The organism is Novosphingobium sp. RL4 (assembly GCF_035658495.1).
Classification (GTDB): Bacteria; Pseudomonadota; Alphaproteobacteria; order Sphingomonadales; family Sphingomonadaceae; genus Novosphingobium.
Genome location: NZ_CP141945.1, coordinates 1,556,526 through 1,575,248, shown reverse-complemented (window position 1 = coordinate 1,575,248; position 18,723 = coordinate 1,556,526). Strand labels below are relative to the sequence as shown.

Below are 18,723 nucleotides of genomic sequence, written 5' to 3'. Positions count from 1 at the left end.
AGGACTGTTTATTCTGATATAGCTTATTCCTGAAACGGATAACCTCAGTGAACTACAGACATTTCGACCTCAACCTCCTCATCGTTCTTGACGCGCTTCTCGAGGAGGGCGGTGTGAATGCGACAGCCCGACGCCTAGGGATGAGTCAGCCCAATGTCAGTTTCGCATTGAGTAAGCTTAGGGCTCAGTTTGAGGACGAGCTGCTCATCCGAGTCGGCAATACCATGCAGCCAACCGCTCTTGGACAATCGGTGCGTGAACCGCTGCGCAAAATGCTGGCTTCCCTTGAAGATGAGATATTCGCCCAGCGAACGTTCGATCCAACATCTTCCGATCGTCGCTTCACCATCAGCACATCGGATATCGGGGAGCTGGTTTTTCTCCCCCGCCTCATGTCCGAACTGGCAGTACGCGCGCCCGGCATCACCCTTCAATCGCGGTCGATGGCTCCGGACGAACTGCAGGCAGCTATGGCGGATGGTGCGGTGGACCTTGCTCTCGGCTATTTCCCCGATTTGGATGGCAGCAATTTTCTGACCCAAAAACTGTTCGACCATCCCTTTGCCTGCATCGCACGCGCCGACCATCCTCACGCGAACGTTGGCTGGTCACTGCAGACTTACTTGGGCCTCGGGCACATCGTCGTCGCGCAGCGCGGTCGAAGCCAGGAACTCTTTGAAGCGAAGCTGAGGGAAATGGGTCTATCACGGCGAATCCAACTTCAGTCACCACACTTCATGAGTGTGCCGCTGCTGGTAGCTGGGTCCGATCTGATCAGCACCGTCCCGGCTGCGGTCGGGGGTATCTTTGCGACGATGGCCCACCTCAAGGTCATCGCCCCGCCTCTGCCGTCGCCGATGATCAGCCTTCAACAATTCTGGCACCGCCGGGCCCAGGACGATCCCGCCGTTTTGTGGCTACGCCGGCTTATCGCTGAACTCTTTCTCGGCCGCGACCCATCCCCGACGAGTGCCTAGGTCACAAACCTGTGTGAACCGGCCGTGATATCGACTGGACCGTTCGGCAAGGCCACAGTCGCTCGTGAGTTGCTGGGGACGACAATTTCGAGAACGCGGCCTTGGCGTGTTCGGCTCCAACGCGTCTCGACCCGCCCGCGCACGGTTTCCAGAGTGGCGCCTGCCGATGGGATGCGATCATCCATCACGGGCGAAACCGCAAACCGTGCGAAGCCAGGCTCGATTGGGGCGATTCCGGCGACCCGGCGGTAGAGGAAGCCGCAGACAGCACCGAGCGCATAGTGGTTGAACGAATTCATCGCGATGTCACCGGTATCGCCGTTCCAACGTTCCCAGATGGTCGTCGCGCCGTGGTCGGCCATGTAGCCCCAAGAGGGATAGTCGCGGCGCAGCAGAAGATCCCAAATCAGCTTTTCCTCGCCAATGCTTGCCAAAGCATCGAGCGCCAACGGCGTTCCCAGAAAGCCGGTGGAAAGGAGCGTACCCCTACGGCGGATATCGGCCGCAAGCAGCGCGCCGGCTGAGGCGCGTTGCTTATCGGTCAGCAGATCAAGGCTGAGCGCCAGGACAAAGCTGCAATGACTGCCGTTCCCGACAGTCCCATCTTCCGCAACGAATGCCTGCCGGAATGCACGCCTGGTCTGTTCGAGCCGCGCCTGCCAGCGCCCGGCCTCATCGGTGCGCCCTGTCCATTTCGCCATTTGAGCGACCTGTCCGATCGACCTGGCGAGCATCGCAGTGGCAATCAAAGCCTTCGGCGTTGTTTCATCCATCGGACTCTTAGCATCAAGCGCCAGCCAATCGCCGAGATCCGCACCTCGATCCTTTGCCCAAAGGCCATCCGGGTTCGTAGCCAGAATTCCGTCGAGGTAGGACGTCATAGCTTGCCAGTTCTCATCGACGATCGTGGCATCGCCGCTGTGCAGGTAGCTGATGTAAGGCAGCATTACGCCGGCATCTGCCCATCCCGGTGTCGCTGATGGCGTGCCCCAGCCCAAACCGGCCGGATTTGGAGCCCACAACGGAAATGCGCCGCTCTTGCCTTGAGCATCGCGCATGGCGCGGCAAAAAGAGCGGGTGAAGCCGCTGGTATTCATGTTGAAACTGGCGGTATCCCAGAATACCTGCGCATCGCCCGTCCACCCCAGGCGTTCGTCACGTTGAGGACAGTCGGTCGCAATCCCCATGAAGTTCGAGCGTTGGCTCCAAAGGGCATTGAGCCACAATTTTTGCACGCGCGGCTCTTCAACCCGGAGGGTGCCGATTTCACCAATATCACTGGAAAGGACAAGGCCTGTAACCATCGTCTTGGCGATGATATCCAGACCTTCGGTCCGAGCGTACCGGAAGCCCTGGTAAGTCAGAACGGGAGCAAGCACTTCATTGCCCCCCCTGAGAATGTAGCGGTCCTGCGCGCGTGCAGCGCGCAAGTTGCGGCGATCAAGATCTCCGTCGCCGCCAAGCACCTCTGCGTGACTGACCGTGATCACGTCACCAGCCTTGCCGTCGACTCGTAGCTGCACTCGCCCCGCGAAATTCTGCCCAAAATCGACGACGAAACGCTTTTCGCCGAGTTTCACAATCGATTGTGGCACAAGCTCTCTGATCACTCGGACGGGTTCGGAAATGGCCGCCGAAAAGGAAAGCTGGGGATCCGGCGCTTCCCATACGCTTTCCCAGCCAGTGTCGTCATATCCCGGCGCATTCCAGCCATCAGGCAAGAGACGAAGGTCTTGATCTTCGCCCGCGTAGTTCTCCGACATCGTGAGATGCGAAGTCTTGTGTCGCCAATCGCCGTCGCTGACAACGCGCTGGATTGCCCCGTCATCACCGAAGATCTCCAAAACCGCCTGGAACCGTCGGGGCGCTCCCAAGTAGGGATACCGCCCCTCCGGAGCTTGATAGCTGGCGAAGTTGCCATCCCCCACCAACGCGGCGACGACATTGTCTCCCTGACGCAGGAGGTGGGTTACATCATAGGTTCTGACAGGAACCCGCTTGCTGTAGTCGACCGGTTCAGCTTGCAATTCATCATCACCGACACGGGCGGCGTTGATCCAGAAGCGGTAACCGGCAAGCGCGGCAACGTGCAGCCGTGCTCGCGCGATTGTAGCCTTGCTTGAGAAGTTGCGGCGCAGCATCCGAGCAGGCGTCGGCGGCCACGGGAAGTTCGGCTGATTTTCCGCCTTGTCGGCCATGCTCCAGACCGTTTCCGTTGGCATTTGAGTTTGCCAACCACTGGCGATTCTTGCCTGAGCTCCGTTCTGGGTCGTCACCCGAACAAGCGATGCGAGCATCACCGTTGGCTTCACGAAAAAGCCAGGAACAGGTGCGACCAATGCGCTGAGCAGATGGTCTCCTTCGCCCAGTTCCAACTCGAATTTGGCTGCAGGAGCGCCGCCGAAGGCATTGGGATCGCGCGCCGGCAGGGTGAGTGGTCTGCCGTCGATTGCTAGCCTGGAAAGCGCGCCGTCGGCGACGATTGTAACTACTGCCGGCCCCTTGCCACTGGTAAAGGGAAGACGGAAGGCTCGAGGCTTGTCAGTTCCTGGCGATGACCCAAGCACCCATTCGGGGGCCGCCAAACGGTCGATACGCTCATCCATGGCCTCGGCAGCCAGCCATTTTCCGGTCCAGTCTGAAGCAACAATGTAGCCCATTTCCCACGTTGCAGACGTGCTCCAAGCGCGCTGTTCCGCTGAGTTCCAGCAGCAAACCTTCCAATGGCATTGGCGGGTGCTTGCGAGTTCGGCACCGTCATATCGAATTCCGGTCGAAGCGCTGCCTTCTACGCGGCCACTGTCCCAAAGGTCCCCGCGACCGCTGGCAAGAATTGCAGGCGATGAAGCGACCAACACGCGCCAAGCCTTCTGCTCAGTTCCGGCGGGACCCTCCATTCGCCACGACAAGGCAGGGCGATGTTCGCCGATGCCAATCGGGTTCAACCGTCCGGCGGTTTTCAGGTCGACGATTTTCATGGCCTGCGCCGCTAAAGCAGAACCCGGGCGTGATCCGGCCGCCGTCGTTGCAGCGAGTGCCCCGGTTACGAGAAGCGAGCGGCGATCGATGTTCGGCATTGGTCTCCTCTCCAACCGGGGCCTTGGGCGGTGTGCCGCACTTCTGGCCCCCGTTCAGTTGCGGGCGCGATCAGATTTTGTTGGTTCTGGCGTAGCGGCCGAGATGCGGCCCGCTAGGCTTGATCGTGCGCGCGAAGGTCTTTCGATCAACGGCAACCAGGCCGAACTGCGCGGTATATGCCCGATTCCATTCAAAGTTATCGAGCAAGGACCAGTGAATGTAGCCGCGAACGTCGGTACCGGCATCCATTGCCCGGCCAAGTCCAGCCAAGGCGCGATCAATATAGGCGATTCGGCGGTCATCGTTGTTGGTCGCAACGCCGTTCTCAGTGACAATGATGGGGCGGCCGGTTGCTTCGGCGACCCATTTCACGGTGACTTCGAGCGCTTCGGGATAGAACTCCATACCGGTCTGCGTGACTTCTGCGCCGGCAGGTGGCGGAATATCCGCATCGGGTCCGACAACAGCGCGTCCATACGTCTGAACCCCCACGAAATCGTCCTGGGCCACTGCGTCAAACCAAGGCTGGTACACTTCGGCAATCTTGCGCTGAAGTGCACTTTCACCCGGCAATGCCTGTTCGTCGGCCACTGCAAGGCTGAGACCGATTTCCACGCTCGGGTGCACCGACTTGATGGCCTCGCGACCGCGATGGTGGGCTGCGATGGTGTTCGCGAGGGTTTTGGCAGGGTCCGAGGTCAACGTGGAAGCGAAGCGATCGGAACCGATCATCTTGGCCGCCTGCTGATTGCCCATCGCAAAATACTTCATCGCCTGGCGAAACTCCGGTTGCCAGGAGAGTTGGGCCGCCAGGTTCGGTTCGTTGAACGTCAGGGCATGACCATAGCCGGTGCCCAGCGCCCGGGCTGCTGTCTCGCAGAAGCGGCCAAACAGCTCAACGCTTTCGGGATTCTCCCAACCACCGTTGCCTGCAAACCAGCGAGGTACGGTGAAATGCGAGAATGTGATGATGGGTTTCAGCCCCAGCTCCAGGCAGGTATCCACCATCGCTCGATAATGTGCGAGGCTAGCCAGCGACCATTCGCCCCTGGCAGGCTCGATGCGCGACCACTCGATCCCGAAGCGATAGGTGTTCAGGCCCATTCGCTTGACGAGCGCGATATCTTCCCGCCAGCGGTTCCAGCTGTCACAGGCATCGCCGGACGGTTCGGGGAACGAGCTGGGCGACAGATGTTCCGACACCCAGCTGTCGCTGTTGATGTTTCCGCCCTCGACCTGATGGCCTGCTGTGGCTGCGCCCCACAGAAAATCACGAGGTAGTCTGCGCTGCACTCGCGGAGATGCGCCGAGAAGGGGCGATGCCCCCGCGAGTACCAGACCGGTGCCCGCCGTTTTGAGGATGTTGCGGCGGGTCATGCGATCAATCACGCGCTTTCCTTCTTCAGAACTTGAACTGGAGGCTGGCGCCGATGGTGCGAACCGAGTCGAAGCCGAACTGCTGCGGGTAGGTAGCGACGCCGGCGATCGCATCGCCCGAGTCCAGGCCGATGAAATTCGGATTGTATGCGCTTGTGCAGTTCTTGCAGAAGATCGAGATCCGCATGCCGTTGTCGAGGTTTAGACCGGCGCTTGCCCCGATCATGTCGAGCCTCGGGACCTTTGCCCCCGGAGCGCGGTTGATCAGGTAATTGATTGACGAGCGATGATACCAGTTCGCCTCGATAAAGGGATGCACGGAGCCCGAAGTCTGGAACTCGTACATCGCTTCGAGGGACGATGTGAACTTTGCCGAGGTAGGTGTCCGGCGGCCCTTGGCGTTGAAAGAAGAACAGCCCTGTCCAGGATAGCACTCGGCGCCAGGAAAGTTGCCGAACTTCGAATCCAGCAGCGTTCCCGAAGCGTTGATCGACAGGCCATCCACCGGCGTAGCGTTGATGGTGGCCTCGATGCCCTTGGTCGTGACCGATGCGGCGTTTTGAACCACGAAGGCCTGCAGATTGGTATCGAGCGACTGGACTTGATAGTTGTCGAACTTGGTGTGGAAAGCCGAGATGTTGAACACAAGGTGGCGATCGAACCAGCTCGTCTTGAAACCGATTTCGCCGGTGTAGGACTTTTCGGGCCGCACAACGAGGTTTGCGTCCGCCGTTGCAGCGGTGTCGTTAAATCCCGGCCCCTTATAGCCGCTGCCGTATGACCCATAGAACATCACGTCCGGCGTGAAGTTGTACTGGCCGCCGACCTTCCAGCTGAAATCCGTGTGACCATAGTCCTGATTGAAGCTGCCAGGAACCGCCAGCGGAACAAAGTAGGCGTCCTGGACCTGATCGAGGTCGATCGAGATTTCATCACGAGTCACGCGGCCGCCAGCAAAGACCTTGAGGCCGTCGGTGATGTTATAGGTCAGCTGACCGAAGGCGGCGTAGCTGTCCGTCTTCATGCTGTAGATGTAGTCGCGGCCAAGGAAATAGCTGTTCGAGTATGGGCAACCGGTGGCCGCCGATCCACCGACGCAGAACGGGAAGACCGGCAACAGGAAGCTGGGCATATAGTTGTTGCCCGCGATCTGGCCCTTCTGATCGATTGTCGAATGGAAGTAGTAGAGACCGGCCTGGCCCGAGAGCCGGTTGCCGGCCGGCAATGCCACGCGCAACTCGTTGGAGAACTGGTCATAGTTCGCATGCGACCAGTTACGGCTAGCACCGTCGAGGTTGGTGAAGTCGGTATCGAGCTGGCTGTCGAAATTGTAGAATTTCCACGCGGCGATGTTGCTGACGACTATTCCGTTGGGAGCGGTCCAGGTTAGCGTTCCCTGTGCCCCGCCCAGCTTGAGGTCGCGCCAGTAGCCACCATCGCCGCCGAATGCGAAGTTGTTGTCTGCAGGAGTGATGCCGGTGATAGCCAGAGCGTCAGTGTTGACGCTGCCCGCACCGACAGAACGATAGGTGCGGTCATAGATGCCCGCGACGCCGTGGGATTCAGCGTAGTCGCCGATCACATAAAGCTCGAGCGATGGCGAGATTTCCTGGAGATACTTGGCGCGAACGCCGTACTGCTCACGATTCAGGTCGTTACGTACGTTCCTCAGCCCCACGAACGTCGTGCCGGGTTCCTCCCACGAATAGCTGCCATTGATCCGCAGAGCTGCGCTGTCGCCGACGGGTACGTTGATCGTCTGGCGACCGATCATTGACCAGGCAGAGCCGGTTTCGTCGGGGGTTTCACGGCTGTCCAGCTCGAGATTGGTAATGCTTTCGAACTTGTTGAGCCTGGGCTTCGTGGAGACCACATTCAGCAGACCTGCCGAGGCGTTCTTTCCGAAGAGCAGACCTTGCGGACCGTTGAGCACTTCGACACGTTCGACGTCATTGAACATGCCTTGCGCCAGAAATGGGCGGCCAAGGTTCACGTCGTCGAAGGCGGTCGCAACGGAAGAATCGATCGTGGTGGCAAAGGCCTGGGTGCCGACGCCACGGACGGCGAAGGTATTGTCACTGCCAACCTGCAGGCTTGGCGCAGCAATCGCGATCTGGCTCAGATCATTGATCTGGCGCGCCTCGAGAGCGGCCGAACCCAGCGCGGTGACACTGAGTGGCACGTCTTGCAGGCGCTCGGTACGGCGCTGTGCGCTAACGATGATTTCTGCGACCCCGCCATCGTCCTGAACGGACGCTGTGTCCTGCGCGAAGGCCGGACCTGCTGTGGCGCAGAGGCTGACGCCGATTAGGAATGCTGTCTTTCGCATCGAAATACCCTCCCATGTAATTGCGCCAATTGCCGACGCTTGACCGGGCTGATACGGATTTAAGATACAAACGGTCAAGCATGAATGTTTTTTGTGGCTGGTGATCGCTCCAGTCGTTGGTTAGCGCTTGCCCAGGGAGATCGACTTGTGACTTGGCTTGCTTCGAACACCGATAGGATCGGTCAGTTCTGGACATGTGGATGACGATGACGGTTAAAAACAAGGTTCGGCGCACGCAGGAAGAGCGGACGGCTCAGACCCGGCTTGCGCTGCTTGAAGCGGCAATCGAAGTCATTCACGACGTCGGATATGCGGCAGCCAACACGTCAATGATCTCCGAGCGGGCTGGCGTTTCCCGAGGGGCTATGCTCCACCACTTTGGGACGCGAGCGGCGCTAATGGCTGATGTAGTCCGCCATGTATTCGACAGCGAAATGGTCGAATACGAGAGGATCAGGCAATCGACCGGCCTTGGAAATCGCTTGGGAGACTGGCCGAAGGTGCTCTGGCAGGTCCTGGGCCGCCCCTCCGGCCTAGCCGTTCTGGAGATCCTTCAAGCAGCGCGCAGCGATGCACACCTGGAAACGCTTGTGGTTCCTATGCAGGAAGAAGTGGAAGCGCGAGCTCTCCAAGTCATGCAAGGCGCTTTTGGCGGAGACATGACGCTTGCCCGGACAGTGATGCGCCTGATGGTATGGTCGGTGCGGGGACTGACTATCGCCGAAAGGCACTTGCCCGTTTGCGAAGAGAATGTCGCTGCAGTCGAAATGCTATCCCGCCTGCTCGAACTGGCAGCGCCAGACGGCAGCATGGAGAACCTGCCCGCGGTTCTTGCACGAAGTTAGGTCGTCAACTAGCCTTCCTGCCTTCCATTTTCCGCCACCTCGGCGAACAGGCGGTTCTTGAGCCAGAGCATCCCCGCATCGGTCAAGCGCGCTGCGTGATACTGAACCATCTCCCGCATCAGCGGAACTTCAATCGGAGCCGGGCGGATTTCCAGCAGCAACAACGGTGCGAAGACGCGGGCGAGCCGCTCGTGCATCAGCGCCCAGGAGATTCGTTCCGGGAAGCAGTCAGGGCACGATGGAGATCGACGGAGCGGTCACCTCGATCCGCCGCTGGTCATCCACGGTCATGAAGTGCTTGTCCGCGAACGTCGCGACGCCGGTGATTCTTACCGCCACATGACCGCAGGAGTGGAATGCCTCCCGCGTCATTTCGCCGGCGAAAACCCTGTTTTCCCGCCATCCCACGACTACGTGGCGTTCTTCGAACAGAAGCTCGCTGGGATGCTCAGGGCTAAGGAACTGTTCGGGCGTGATCTGAAAATCCAGTTTGCCGTCTTCGAGGACTGCGCTTATTTCACGCGTGGGCAGTTGGATGTTGAACCCCACACCCGGCGCTTCGCGCTTTAGTTTTGGTAGCAGCGGTCCAAGCAAGACGGTCGAAAATCAGTCCGATACACCGATCTCGAAGCGTCTGTCCGACGTGCCCGGATCAAATGCCGTTGCGCCCGAGATCAGCACACGCAGATTGCGGACCGTTTCGGAAACCATTGGGACCAATGCGAGAGCGTGCGGCGTTGCGATCATGCGCCGACCGTGTGCGACCAGCAATTCATCGTTCATGGCCTGCCGCAACCGGGCAAGTGCGGCGCCATTGATGACTGCGTGAGATTGGCCCGCTGGGCGGTTCTCGTGACATTGCGCTCCTCCAAAAGGAGCTCAAAAGCGATCAGGAGATTGAGATCAAATTTGTCGAGGCGCATCGCGCGCGCCCCTCTCCGCAGCTTCTGCATTTTATGGACGGAGCACAACTACCATTTTTGTTTGTGGAAACTGACAAAAACAAAAAATTTGATCTGTTATTTATCGAACTGCATCCCTCTCCCCACAAGAGGCCGCACCAAGCGGCAAAGGGGAGAGAAAGACATGCGTCAGGCACTTCTGCTGGGCACAGCACTTGGATTCGCGCTCGTATCGAGCCAGGCATTTGCGCAAGAGAGCGCTCCAGCGAATTCGGCCCAGGCCACGGCAAATGACAGCGAAGCGCCGGCGGGTCTCAACGAAATCGTGGTCACTGCGCAGCGCAAAGCGGAGAGCGCTCAGCGCGCCGGCATCGCTATTGACGTAGTCGGCGGGGGAGACCTGATCAAAAGCGGTCTGACGCAAGCAGCGGGCCTCGGGCAGCTGGTGCCTGCGCTCAATGTCCAGCAAAACGGCGGTGCGAACGCGGTATTCTTCTTGCGCGGCGTCGGCAATTTCACCGTCAACGGCTACTCCGATCCAGCGATCGCCTTCAACTATGACGGGGTCTATATCGGCCGCCCGACTTCGGCGACCGGCGTTTTCTACGACCTCGAGCGAGTGGAAGTTCTGAAGGGCCCACAGGGCACACTCTACGGGCGAAACGCTACAGGCGGCGCCGTCAACGTGATTCCCGCCAAGCCCAAGCCAGGTGAATTCTCGGGATTCGGTGACATTTCCTACGGGAACTATGACGCCCTCACACTGCAGGGTGCCATCAACGTACCGGTCGGCGAAGACGGTGCCATGCGGATTTCGGGCAGCCTGACCCGACACGACGGCTACCTTTTAGACGGCATGTCGGACGACAAGACCGGTGCGCTACGCGTGCAATATCTGGCTGAACTGACGCCAGATCTCACCGTTCGCGTGGCGGGCGACTATTCGCATACGGGCGGCAAGGGCGTCGGCGCTGCCTACCAGGGCCAATATGCCTACAACTTTGGTTCGACGGGATATACGTTCGTTCCGTCAGGGCTGAGCAAGTCGACCGGGCTGCTCGATCCCGCTTCGCAAGCCTATCGCCAGACCCTGTTTCTTGGCCTTTCCGGCCGGACCGCTGATCCGCTCGATACAAACCTCTATCAGGACAACAGCTATTATGGCGTCAATGCCGAGGTCACGTGGCGTACGGGCGCGGGCACGCTGACGGTTGTTCCGGCCTGGCGCTATTCGGATCTCGACAACAGCTTCGGAAACCCCGGCTTCATCGGCTACATCCAGGAGAAGGATGAACAGTTCAGCCTGGAAACGCGATTTGCAGCCAACCGCGTAGGCATCTTCGACGCCATTTTGGGCGCATACTATTTCGACGAGAGCGTCGACGGAAACTACACTTTCGCCCAGCAGGCGCTCAACGCCTACCAGGAATTCAAGTCCGATACCCGCTCCTACGCTGTTTTCGGACGACTGACTGCCAATCTCAACGATCGCCTGCGCCTGATAGGTGGCCTTCGCTGGACTCGCGATGAGAAAGACTTCGACGGCACTGCCGACGTGTTCCTGGTAAAGTGCACCCGTACGGTGAACTTCGTACCGAGCTGCCCGACGGCGACGCTGCTGCCGGTGACCGACAGCTTCACCCAGCTTCCGGCGCCGTTCATCGTACCGCCGCCTGGCGGGGTCACGCCCATCGGTTCCTCGGGGGCGCTCCTCATCCGCGCGCAAACGGTCGTCGATCAACCGCTCAAAACTTCGAAATTGACGTGGCGTGCAGGCGCAGAGTTCGACGTGGCACCCAACTCGCTGCTCTACGCGAGCGTCGAAACGGGCTATCGCTCGGGCGGCTTCTCGATGTCGGTCGGATACGAAACGTTCCAGCCGGAATATATCACTGCCTACACCCTGGGCATGAAGAACCGCTTCTTTAACAACCGCCTCCAGTTCAACGTGGAAGCCTTCTACTGGAAGTATCGCGACCAGCAGGTGAACCACACCGGCATCGATCTTGCCGGCAACCAGGGGCAGTTCACCGAAAATGCCGGTCAATCCACGATCAAGGGCGCGGAGATCGAGACCCAGTTCCTGGCGACCAGAAACACGCTGCTGTCCGCCCAGGTTCAATACCTCGATGCGCAGTACAAGGACTTCGTCTACCGCGAACCGATCGGCGCGACGCCGCCGCTGACATCGTGTCCATACGCCGCGAGCACGACTTCGCAGGGTCAGTACGAGATCGACTGCTCCGGCCGCCAAGCCTATCAGTCTCCCAAGTGGACGATCAATCTGGGCGCCCAGCAGACGGTCGACATCGGCGATTACAAGATCGTGCTGTCAGCCGACACCCAGTACAAGACGAGCCGATACGTCGCCTTCCAGTACATGCCGGAGCAGCGGGTTGGGGACACTTGGACCAGCAACGCCAACATCACGTTCTCGCCGCAGAATGATCGTTGGTCGATCGGCGCATTCGTTCGCAACATCGAAGACAATCGCGTCATCACGGCCGGACTGACTTACAACGCGGCTTCTGCGTCCACCATCATCACGTCGCCGCCGCGCACTTATGGAATCCGTGCGGGGGTGAAGTTCTGATGCGCCTCGGCCTCATTGCCTTTGCGGTTGCTTGCACAACTGGGATGTCCCCCGCCTTGGCGCTTGCCAACGCGGGGGCAGAGCCGGCGGCGTCGGGGGACGCCCCGGCCCCGGCCCCGGCCCCGGTTCCGCCTCAGCATGCCTCCACCAGCTGGTTTACCCTCGGCACCATGGGAGGACCGATTGCTTCCGGTCCACGCAGCCAGCCTGCGAATCTCCTGGTGCGCGGGCGGGATGCTTACTTGATCGATTGCGGTGACGGCGCGCTCGAGCGGCTTGCCGCTACCCGTATCCGCCTTCAGCAGGTCCATGCCGTTATCCTGAGTCACCTGCACTTCGACCATACCGCAGGGCTTCAAGCCGTGCTGGGTCTGCGCTTCCAAACCGGCGTGGAAGATAAGCTGACCATCTACGGCCCACCTGGCACGCGTGCGGTGGTGGACGGCCTCCTGGCATCGATGAAGCCGGCAGTGGAAGCGGGTTATGGGCTGCCTGGCGAACCCAGCGCCAATCCTGCCAACAGCGTGGCAGTCGTCGAGTTGACTGACGGCTCCACCTTCAACCTGGAGGACGTGGCCGTCACAGTCCGGCAGAACACCCACTATTCCTTTTCGGCAGGCTCTGCGGCCGACCGGCATTTCAAATCGCTGTCGTTCCGGTTCGCAGCACCAGACCGCACGATCGCCTACACCGGGGATACCGGCCCAAGTCCTGCCGTGGAACAACTGGCCAAGGACGCAGATCTGCTGGTTTCCGAAATGATCGACGTAGATCGCACCGTGGCCAACGTCCGCCGGAACAGCCCGGATATGAGCGTTCGCGCGATGGTAGGGATGACCCAGCACCTTTCGACCCACCACCTAGCACCCGAGCAGGTCGGCGAACTGGCCGCGCGCGCCGGGGTCAAATCGGTGGTCGTTACACACATCGTCGCGCCGACAGCCAGTGCGGGGGATCTCCTTGACTACCTCGCCAGAATCTCGGCGACCTATCGCGGCCCCACCGTGATTGCCGAGGATCTCGACGAGTTTTGAGCATCTGCCATTTCGAGGAGTTATTGATGCAGAATCTGAAAATTCTCGTGGTTGGCAGCAGAGAGGCGTGCTCGACACGTTTCTTGATGCCGCCCGCGGTTTCGATGCCGTCGAGATTTTTCTGCCAGATGGTGCGAAAGTCGCCCGCGTCCCAACGCCCGCATTGGTGGAAGGCAAGCCAGCCAACGTGGGCATCGGTCGCCGCGCACTCCAGAAAGTTCTAGGCGACAGCGCCGTAGCGCTCGGAGCGGACATCCGTCTGGGCGTAACAGTGGAGGCGTTAAGTCAAGACGATGCCGGTGTATCGGTCAAGTTTTCCAATAGAACTGAGGAGCGATACGATATCGTTGTCGGCGCGGACGGTGTCTATTGAGGAGGCTTCTGCGGCACTTCATGGCACCAAGATTGACCAACTTGTTTCGCGTTCGCAAACGGGGGCCGAAAACGGCAAAAGCCCCCGGCCATTGGGCTGGAGGCTTCAAGTCGTACATAATCGGTTGCGGGGGTAGGACATTTTTAGCGGAATATGTATTTGATTCTAAAGTTTATTTTTAATTTCTTTAATTTCTACACCCCCCAAAATACCCCCACTCGTCATTGCTTGCGACCAATCGTTCTCCCAGAGCGCCAAATCGAAAAGGGCTGCCCGAGCAGATCGGGTCGGCCAGAACAGCTTTGAGTATTTTAGTTATGGCCGCTCCATCAATGCACTGACCGCCGACATAGCTGACACTCAATGCCACATCCGGGCATCCTGAAAGCTGAACTCCATTAACCGAAGCGCGAGCGAACGTGAACGACCTCCATTGGGCTAACATGGCGCGTGCTGCGCTCAAGCTGTCCCATTGGATGTTCCCAATCGGGAGGCGGACTGTGAGCTATTTTTCAGCAGCGCCCTGCTGCTCGGCGAGCGTCGCAGCGCGATGGCCGTAGCTGAGGACGCTGGTGATCCGCCAGATGCCGTCCTGTTTCGCCCAGACCATCACGAACTTGGCGATACCCTCGCATCGTCCTGTAGCGAGTTCACAGAAGCGGTGTTCACCTTCCTCAATCGCGCCATAATCCTTGATCGGATAGACGCGAAACGTGGCTGGGATCAGCTCGCGCTTCACCTTTCCGCAAATGTATTTGCGCACACCATCTACCATCGCGTCACGCTCGAACGTCGCACCGCCGGTGTCGTGATAGAAGGCGACCTTGGGGTCGAAGTATCCGGAGAAGGTCGGCAGGTCGCAGCGGTTGTAGGCGTCGAATACCCTGGCATCGAGGGCGCCGATCTCCGTCGTTAACTGATCGGCCGGAGGCGGCACGGGCGCCGCGAGCAGCGCTGTGGCAACGGCGATGGCGGTCATCATGCTCATGCTCCTGTCAGTTCATCTGGCCGCGGAGGAATGCGATCAGCCTCGGATCGCTGCCGGTGCGTTCGAGGATGGGCAGGATGACCCGCCATCCGTTGTCACTGTTGGTCAGGATGACTATCCCGTCACCGCTCGCGCGATTGATAGCGGCGAAGGTGAAAGCCCCGGCATCCTTGCCGGTGTGGAGCATGATCGTCTCGCCAGGAAAGCCGAGAAGCTGCCAGCCTAGCCCGAAACCAGTCCAAGGCGGACAGGTGGTTGCCTTCGCTCCGACGCATATGTCGGGCGTCAGGTCGGCCTGCGATCGGTTGCGCTCCGCCGCGATGGAAGCGGTAATGCCCCGATCATTGCGGACCTCGATTAGGAAGCGCGCATAATCGCGCGCCGTTGCATGGGCCAGGTCGGCAGCATTGAAGCGCGTTACCGGCTCGACGTGCAGCAGCTTGCCCGTTTCGTCATAGGGCACTGCGAGTGGCTGGGTCGCTCCTTGAGCGGATACATAGCCGGATGCACGCATATGGGCGGGGGCGAACAGCCACCGCTCCGCAAGCGCCTCGAACGACTGCCCGGTGCGACGCTCTGCGTAGCGCGCCGCATATTGATACCCTTCGCCTGAATAGCCGGTGGTTGTGCCGGGATCATAATCGAACGCCAGCCCCTTCGCATCGCGCCAGTTCGGCAACCCGCTGCGATGGCTCAACGACATGCGGACCGTCAGCTTCGTCCGCCGGAGATCGGACGACAGATCGGGGTCGCTCCAGTAGCGATCCATCGACTCATCGAGCGACAGCTTGCCGGCCGATACCAAACGCAAGATGACTTCTGCCGTCAGCGGCTTCGTCAGCGATGCAAGGTTGTATGGTGTGGCGATGGTCGCCGCTCGGCTTGGGCCAGCCATGCCCCATGCGCCCGTCGAGACGATCCGCCCGTGGCGGATCAGCGCGACCGACGCGCTCTCCACGCGCTGTTCGCGGAGGGTTGTGGTCATGTCCGGCAACAATGCATTGGTTCTGGCTTCTGCCATCGATACGCAAGCCAGAACCGCAATAATGACGCTCGGAGCTATCCGTTTCAGCACACCAACTGTATTACTCATGCGCAACAGTTAGCGAAGTGGATGTGCGGCAGCAACACGGATTGCTCGGCTGTATCGTCCTGCGTGCGTTGGGAAGGAAAGCGAGATTCCCATTTTATTACCATCGTTTATGGGACGCAACTGCTCTAAAACCGTCCACGATCTTCGGCTTGGGAGTTGCCCAGGTCGACAGTTCAGCATGCATAGTCGCGACACCAGCGTTCGAGTAGAATGACCGCTGCCGACCGGAGCTGCCGTTTGTCGAATGCTTCGCGAATGGCGGGCTTGTCCCAGACCCAGTCATAATTTGAATGACCGCTTCCAAGCACGGCAAAATCTCGGTCGGACGGCTTGGATGGGGCGCGTAGCTGCCAAGCCCCTGCCCTGCACTCCCGATCCAAAACGCCGACAGACCTGCCGTTCAGCGCATCACTTGCCAACCCTCAAAGCAGCCTTCCGTTCACCAATCTTCACCCTCTTCTGAACAACCTAATTTGGTCGATAGCTGACGTCTTGGCGGCGTTGGCTGCCGACCCAACCCAGACGCTTGGCGCCAAAACGTCGTTTGATAAGTGCTGAGGTTCCGCCTTACAACTGCAGGGCGGTATCCGGCGAGCAGGTCAGCTGCGCGCAATTTTCGGTAAATCCAGTGCCTGCTGCGTTATCTTGCCAGTCACGGTGAGCTTGTGGGCTGTTTGGAGTTATCGCAGCATCTTGCGCATTGCAGCCTCGACATGACCATCGATTGTGCCCGCGTCACTGTGGCTAATAACGCCAATCTGGTCCCGGTTTGAAGGCCCGGTGGCTGGGCGGGACGACGCTGATTTATGAGAATCTGACGGTCGTCATGTTCCACGTCGCATGTGGTTGTATCGAATGACGGCTCCCTTGGCCTCGATGTCATGCATGACGAGGTTCTTTCCGGTAAAAAAGATATGAAACAGTGGCGAGCCGGTCGAGCGACCATGCCCCGCCTCCGCGCGCGATGAGCGGAAGCAGGAGCCCTGCCCAACTCAGGTGCGTCGGCCAGGCAGCGGGATAGACGAAGATCTCGATCACGCATGTCATGCCTAACAGCGCGAGGGCCGCAGGCCGGGTGAATAGACCCAGCACCAGCAGCAACGGAAAGAGATGCTCCGAATATGTTGCGAGGCGGGCGGCCGTCACCGGATCGATGTAGGGCAAGGCGTATTCGCTGCGGAACAGCTCGTAGGTGCTGTCGGTAATAGAGAGCACCCCCTCCACCTTGGTCCGACCCGACTGGAAGAATACGGCAGCGATACCGAATCGGGCAACGAGGAGCAGTGCTGCATCTGGCAGAGCGTCCTGTACACCGTCTCGGGCGCGGCGGTAAATCTGAAGGGGGGATGCCATAGTGATCCTCTCAATCGAGGGGCAGCGCCGTCCGTAGCGAGGCGGCGCCGTCCTTCTCAGGCTTGCCTATTCAGGCCTTGGGGCTCAGCGATCCCATGCCCTTGGGCGTCTTGATCGCGGCGCAGGTTCCGGCTTTCACCAGCTTCCAGGCGTTGCCCTGGTAATCGACCTTCGAAGTGCCCGCGCAGCTGGTCCCGGCTCCAGCCTTGCAGTCGTTCTTTCCAGCCTTGGCGACGCCGTAGCACTTTTCCATCGGTGCCTTCGCGCCATCCGCGGCATGAGCGCCGGCAGCGGTGAGGGTAAGGGCAAGAGTGGCAGCGAAAGCGGCATGAGTGCGGTTCATCGGAAATCTCCTCGAATGGGGTGTCTGAAAGACTCTTCAGGGCCGCATCGATGGATCGGCGGTCCATGCCGGGACTTACGCAGCGGGTCGCAGGCCGGTTACACAGAGTTCGGCAGAAAGTTTTCTGATGGATGTACGCTCGGCGTGTAACCTTGCGCCACCATGCCGCGTAGACATGTGCTGGAGGCCGAATGCAGGCGAGCGAAGCACAACTCAGACACTGGATGACCGCAGGTCTCGATGGCGACGCCGCGTCGCACGAGGCGCTGTTGCGCGCGCTCGTGCCGCTGTTGGGGGCCTTTTACCGTCGCCGGATGCGCGACGCACAGGACGATGTCGAGGATCTGGTGCAGGAAACGTTGATCTCGGTACATGGCAAACGCGCGACTTACGATCGCGACCGGCCGTTCAGCGCCTGGCTCTACTCCATTGCCCGCTATCGGCTGATCGACCATTTTCGCAGGCGGCGCCTGTCGGTGTCGATCGAGGATGTAGAGACGATCCTGATCGTCGAGGGGTTCGAGGATGCGGCATCGGCGCGCATGGATGTGGACGCGCTGCTCTCCACCCTGTCCCCCAAGCAGGCGCGCGCGATCCATGATACGCATGTCGATGGCCTCAGCATATCCGAAGCCGCCGCCGGTGCCGGCATCGGGGAATCCGACGTTAAGGTATCCGTGCATCGTGGACTGAAGGCGCTCGCCGCCCGTATCCGGGGAGAGCGGACATGAAGACCGAAGACCTCATCCGTTCCCTCAGCCGCGACGCGCCGCGCGTATCGCGAAGTGCGATGGGCCGCAGGATTGGGCTTGGCATCGTGGGTGGTGGGCTCGTCACGGCGGTGCTGGTAGCGAAGGTTCTGGGCATCCGGCCCGATCTCCACACCGCAATGCACGGCTTCTCGTTCTGGATGAAGTGGACCTACACCGCTTCGCTGGGCATCGGCGCAATCGTTGCCGTCATTCGCCTGTCGCGCCCGACATCCTCCGGCTTGCGCGGATTGTGGTGGCTGATCGTGCCGGTCCTGCTGCTTGCCGGGATCGGCATCGCCGAGCTTGCCGCCACCCCGTCGCGCGAATGGCTCGGCATGTGGCTGGGGGCGAGCTGGAAGGTCTGTCCGTGGCTGGTGCTGACGTTGGCAATGCCGATCTTCATCGGCCTGCTGTGGTCCTTCCGCCGTCTCGCGCCCACGCGCCTGCGCGAAGCGGGCGCTGCTGCGGGACTTGCGGCAGGGGCATGGGCAGCGACGATCTATTGCCTGCATTGCCCTGAAGTATCGGCGATCTTCGTGCTCACCTGGTACAGCCTGGGCATCCTGTTGGCCGCACTTGCCGGTGCCTTTCTGGGGCCGCGTCTTCTTCGTTGGTAGGTGTGTGTAACCGGGGCCGACGCACCTGCGTAGGAGAAGGGCCAATCCGGCAAATCTACCTACAGGAGA

General features: G+C 60.1%; 17 protein-coding genes. 7 read left to right on the top strand and 10 right to left on the bottom strand.

All coding sequences use genetic code 11. The features are described 5' to 3' along the window. Positions 1–47: 47 nt before the first annotated feature. Complete coding sequence (locus U9J33_RS23910; protein ID WP_324699413.1) at positions 48–977, top strand: LysR family transcriptional regulator; 930 nt, start codon at positions 48–50, stop codon at positions 975–977. Here U9J33_RS23910 and U9J33_RS23905 read toward each other — a convergent pair. The 3 genes from U9J33_RS23905 to U9J33_RS23895 all read right to left on the bottom strand — a co-directional run bounded on the left by U9J33_RS23905 (position 974) and on the right by U9J33_RS23895 (position 7,761). After that, on the bottom strand, positions 974–4,054 hold the full coding sequence (locus tag U9J33_RS23905; RefSeq protein WP_324699412.1) for an alpha-L-rhamnosidase: 3,081 nt from the start codon (positions 4,052–4,054) through the stop codon (positions 974–976). The genes U9J33_RS23910 and U9J33_RS23905 overlap by 4 nt on opposite strands. Before the next feature lie 70 nt (positions 4,055–4,124). Beyond that, positions 4,125–5,444 carry a glycoside hydrolase family 1 protein gene (locus U9J33_RS23900; RefSeq protein ID WP_324699411.1) on the bottom strand — a complete coding sequence of 440 codons (1,320 nt, stop codon included), beginning with the start codon at positions 5,442–5,444 and terminating at the stop codon, positions 4,125–4,127. Between the two features lie 13 nt (positions 5,445–5,457). Further along, entirely contained in the window at positions 5,458–7,761 is a 2,304-nt protein-coding gene (locus tag U9J33_RS23895; protein ID WP_324699410.1) for a TonB-dependent receptor, read from the bottom strand. A gap of 200 nt (positions 7,762–7,961) precedes the next feature. On the opposite strand from U9J33_RS23895, the gene U9J33_RS23890 reads away from it, so the two are divergent. Continuing rightward, positions 7,962–8,606, top strand: coding sequence for a TetR/AcrR family transcriptional regulator (locus U9J33_RS23890; protein WP_231635480.1), 645 nt, complete (start codon positions 7,962–7,964; stop codon positions 8,604–8,606). An 8-nt stretch (positions 8,607–8,614) separates the two neighbouring features. Here U9J33_RS23890 and U9J33_RS23885 read toward each other — a convergent pair whose 3' ends face one another. Genes U9J33_RS23885 through U9J33_RS23875 form a run of 3 tightly spaced genes read right to left on the bottom strand, consistent with a single transcriptional unit; the run spans position 8,615 to position 9,389 of the window. Beyond that, a complete protein-coding gene (locus tag U9J33_RS23885; RefSeq protein WP_324699409.1) occupies positions 8,615–8,803 on the bottom strand; it encodes a hypothetical protein in 189 nt (62 codons plus the stop codon). Between the two features lie 31 nt (positions 8,804–8,834). After that, positions 8,835–9,200, bottom strand: coding sequence for a hypothetical protein (locus U9J33_RS23880; RefSeq protein WP_324699408.1), 366 nt, complete (start codon positions 9,198–9,200; stop codon positions 8,835–8,837). A 12-nt stretch (positions 9,201–9,212) separates the two neighbouring features. Continuing rightward, the gene (locus tag U9J33_RS23875; RefSeq protein WP_324699407.1) at positions 9,213–9,389 is read right to left on the bottom strand and encodes a hypothetical protein; all 177 of its coding nucleotides are present in this window, start codon (positions 9,387–9,389) and stop codon (positions 9,213–9,215) included. Positions 9,390–9,692: 303 nt separating this feature from the next. Here U9J33_RS23875 and U9J33_RS23870 point away from each other — a divergent pair, with 303 nt between their 5' ends. From U9J33_RS23870 to U9J33_RS23860, 3 genes are read left to right on the top strand one after another with little or no spacing between them, the layout of a single operon-like run. Beyond that, complete coding sequence (locus U9J33_RS23870; protein ID WP_324699406.1) at positions 9,693–12,101, top strand: TonB-dependent receptor; 2,409 nt, start codon at positions 9,693–9,695, stop codon at positions 12,099–12,101. Positions 12,102–12,157: 56 nt separating this feature from the next. Further along, positions 12,158–13,135 carry an MBL fold metallo-hydrolase gene (locus U9J33_RS23865; RefSeq protein WP_324699405.1) on the top strand — a complete coding sequence of 326 codons (978 nt, stop codon included), beginning with the start codon at positions 12,158–12,160 and terminating at the stop codon, positions 13,133–13,135. After that, positions 13,110–13,508 (top strand): FAD-dependent monooxygenase, encoded by a 399-nt coding sequence (locus U9J33_RS23860; RefSeq protein ID WP_420719903.1) that lies wholly within the window; start codon positions 13,110–13,112, stop codon positions 13,506–13,508. Before U9J33_RS23865 ends, U9J33_RS23860 begins: the two co-directional genes overlap by 26 nt. A 505-nt stretch (positions 13,509–14,013) precedes the next feature. On the opposite strand, the gene U9J33_RS23855 is transcribed toward U9J33_RS23860, so the two are convergent. From U9J33_RS23855 to U9J33_RS23840, 4 genes are all read right to left on the bottom strand, one after another. Beyond that, positions 14,014–14,490 (bottom strand): nuclear transport factor 2 family protein, encoded by a 477-nt coding sequence (locus U9J33_RS23855; RefSeq protein ID WP_324699404.1) that lies wholly within the window; start codon positions 14,488–14,490, stop codon positions 14,014–14,016. A gap of 13 nt (positions 14,491–14,503) precedes the next feature. Further along, entirely contained in the window at positions 14,504–15,517 is a 1,014-nt protein-coding gene (locus U9J33_RS23850; protein ID WP_324699403.1) for a serine hydrolase domain-containing protein, read from the bottom strand. A gap of 951 nt (positions 15,518–16,468) precedes the next feature. Further along, entirely contained in the window at positions 16,469–16,942 is a 474-nt protein-coding gene (locus U9J33_RS23845; RefSeq protein WP_324699402.1) for a DoxX family protein, read from the bottom strand. A 70-nt stretch (positions 16,943–17,012) separates the two neighbouring features. Further along, the gene (locus U9J33_RS23840) at positions 17,013–17,285 is read right to left on the bottom strand and encodes a DUF2282 domain-containing protein (protein WP_324699401.1); all 273 of its coding nucleotides are present in this window, start codon (positions 17,283–17,285) and stop codon (positions 17,013–17,015) included. 191 nt (positions 17,286–17,476) lie between these two features. On the opposite strand from U9J33_RS23840, the gene U9J33_RS23835 reads away from it, so the two are divergent. Next, positions 17,477–18,016 carry a sigma-70 family RNA polymerase sigma factor gene (locus U9J33_RS23835; RefSeq protein WP_324699400.1) on the top strand — a complete coding sequence of 180 codons (540 nt, stop codon included), beginning with the start codon at positions 17,477–17,479 and terminating at the stop codon, positions 18,014–18,016. Then, positions 18,013–18,654, top strand: a complete 642-nt coding sequence (locus U9J33_RS23830; RefSeq protein WP_324699399.1) for a DUF1109 domain-containing protein — start codon at positions 18,013–18,015, stop codon at positions 18,652–18,654. The genes U9J33_RS23835 and U9J33_RS23830 overlap by 4 nt, the downstream gene beginning before the upstream one ends. Positions 18,655–18,723: the final 69 nt, after the last annotated feature.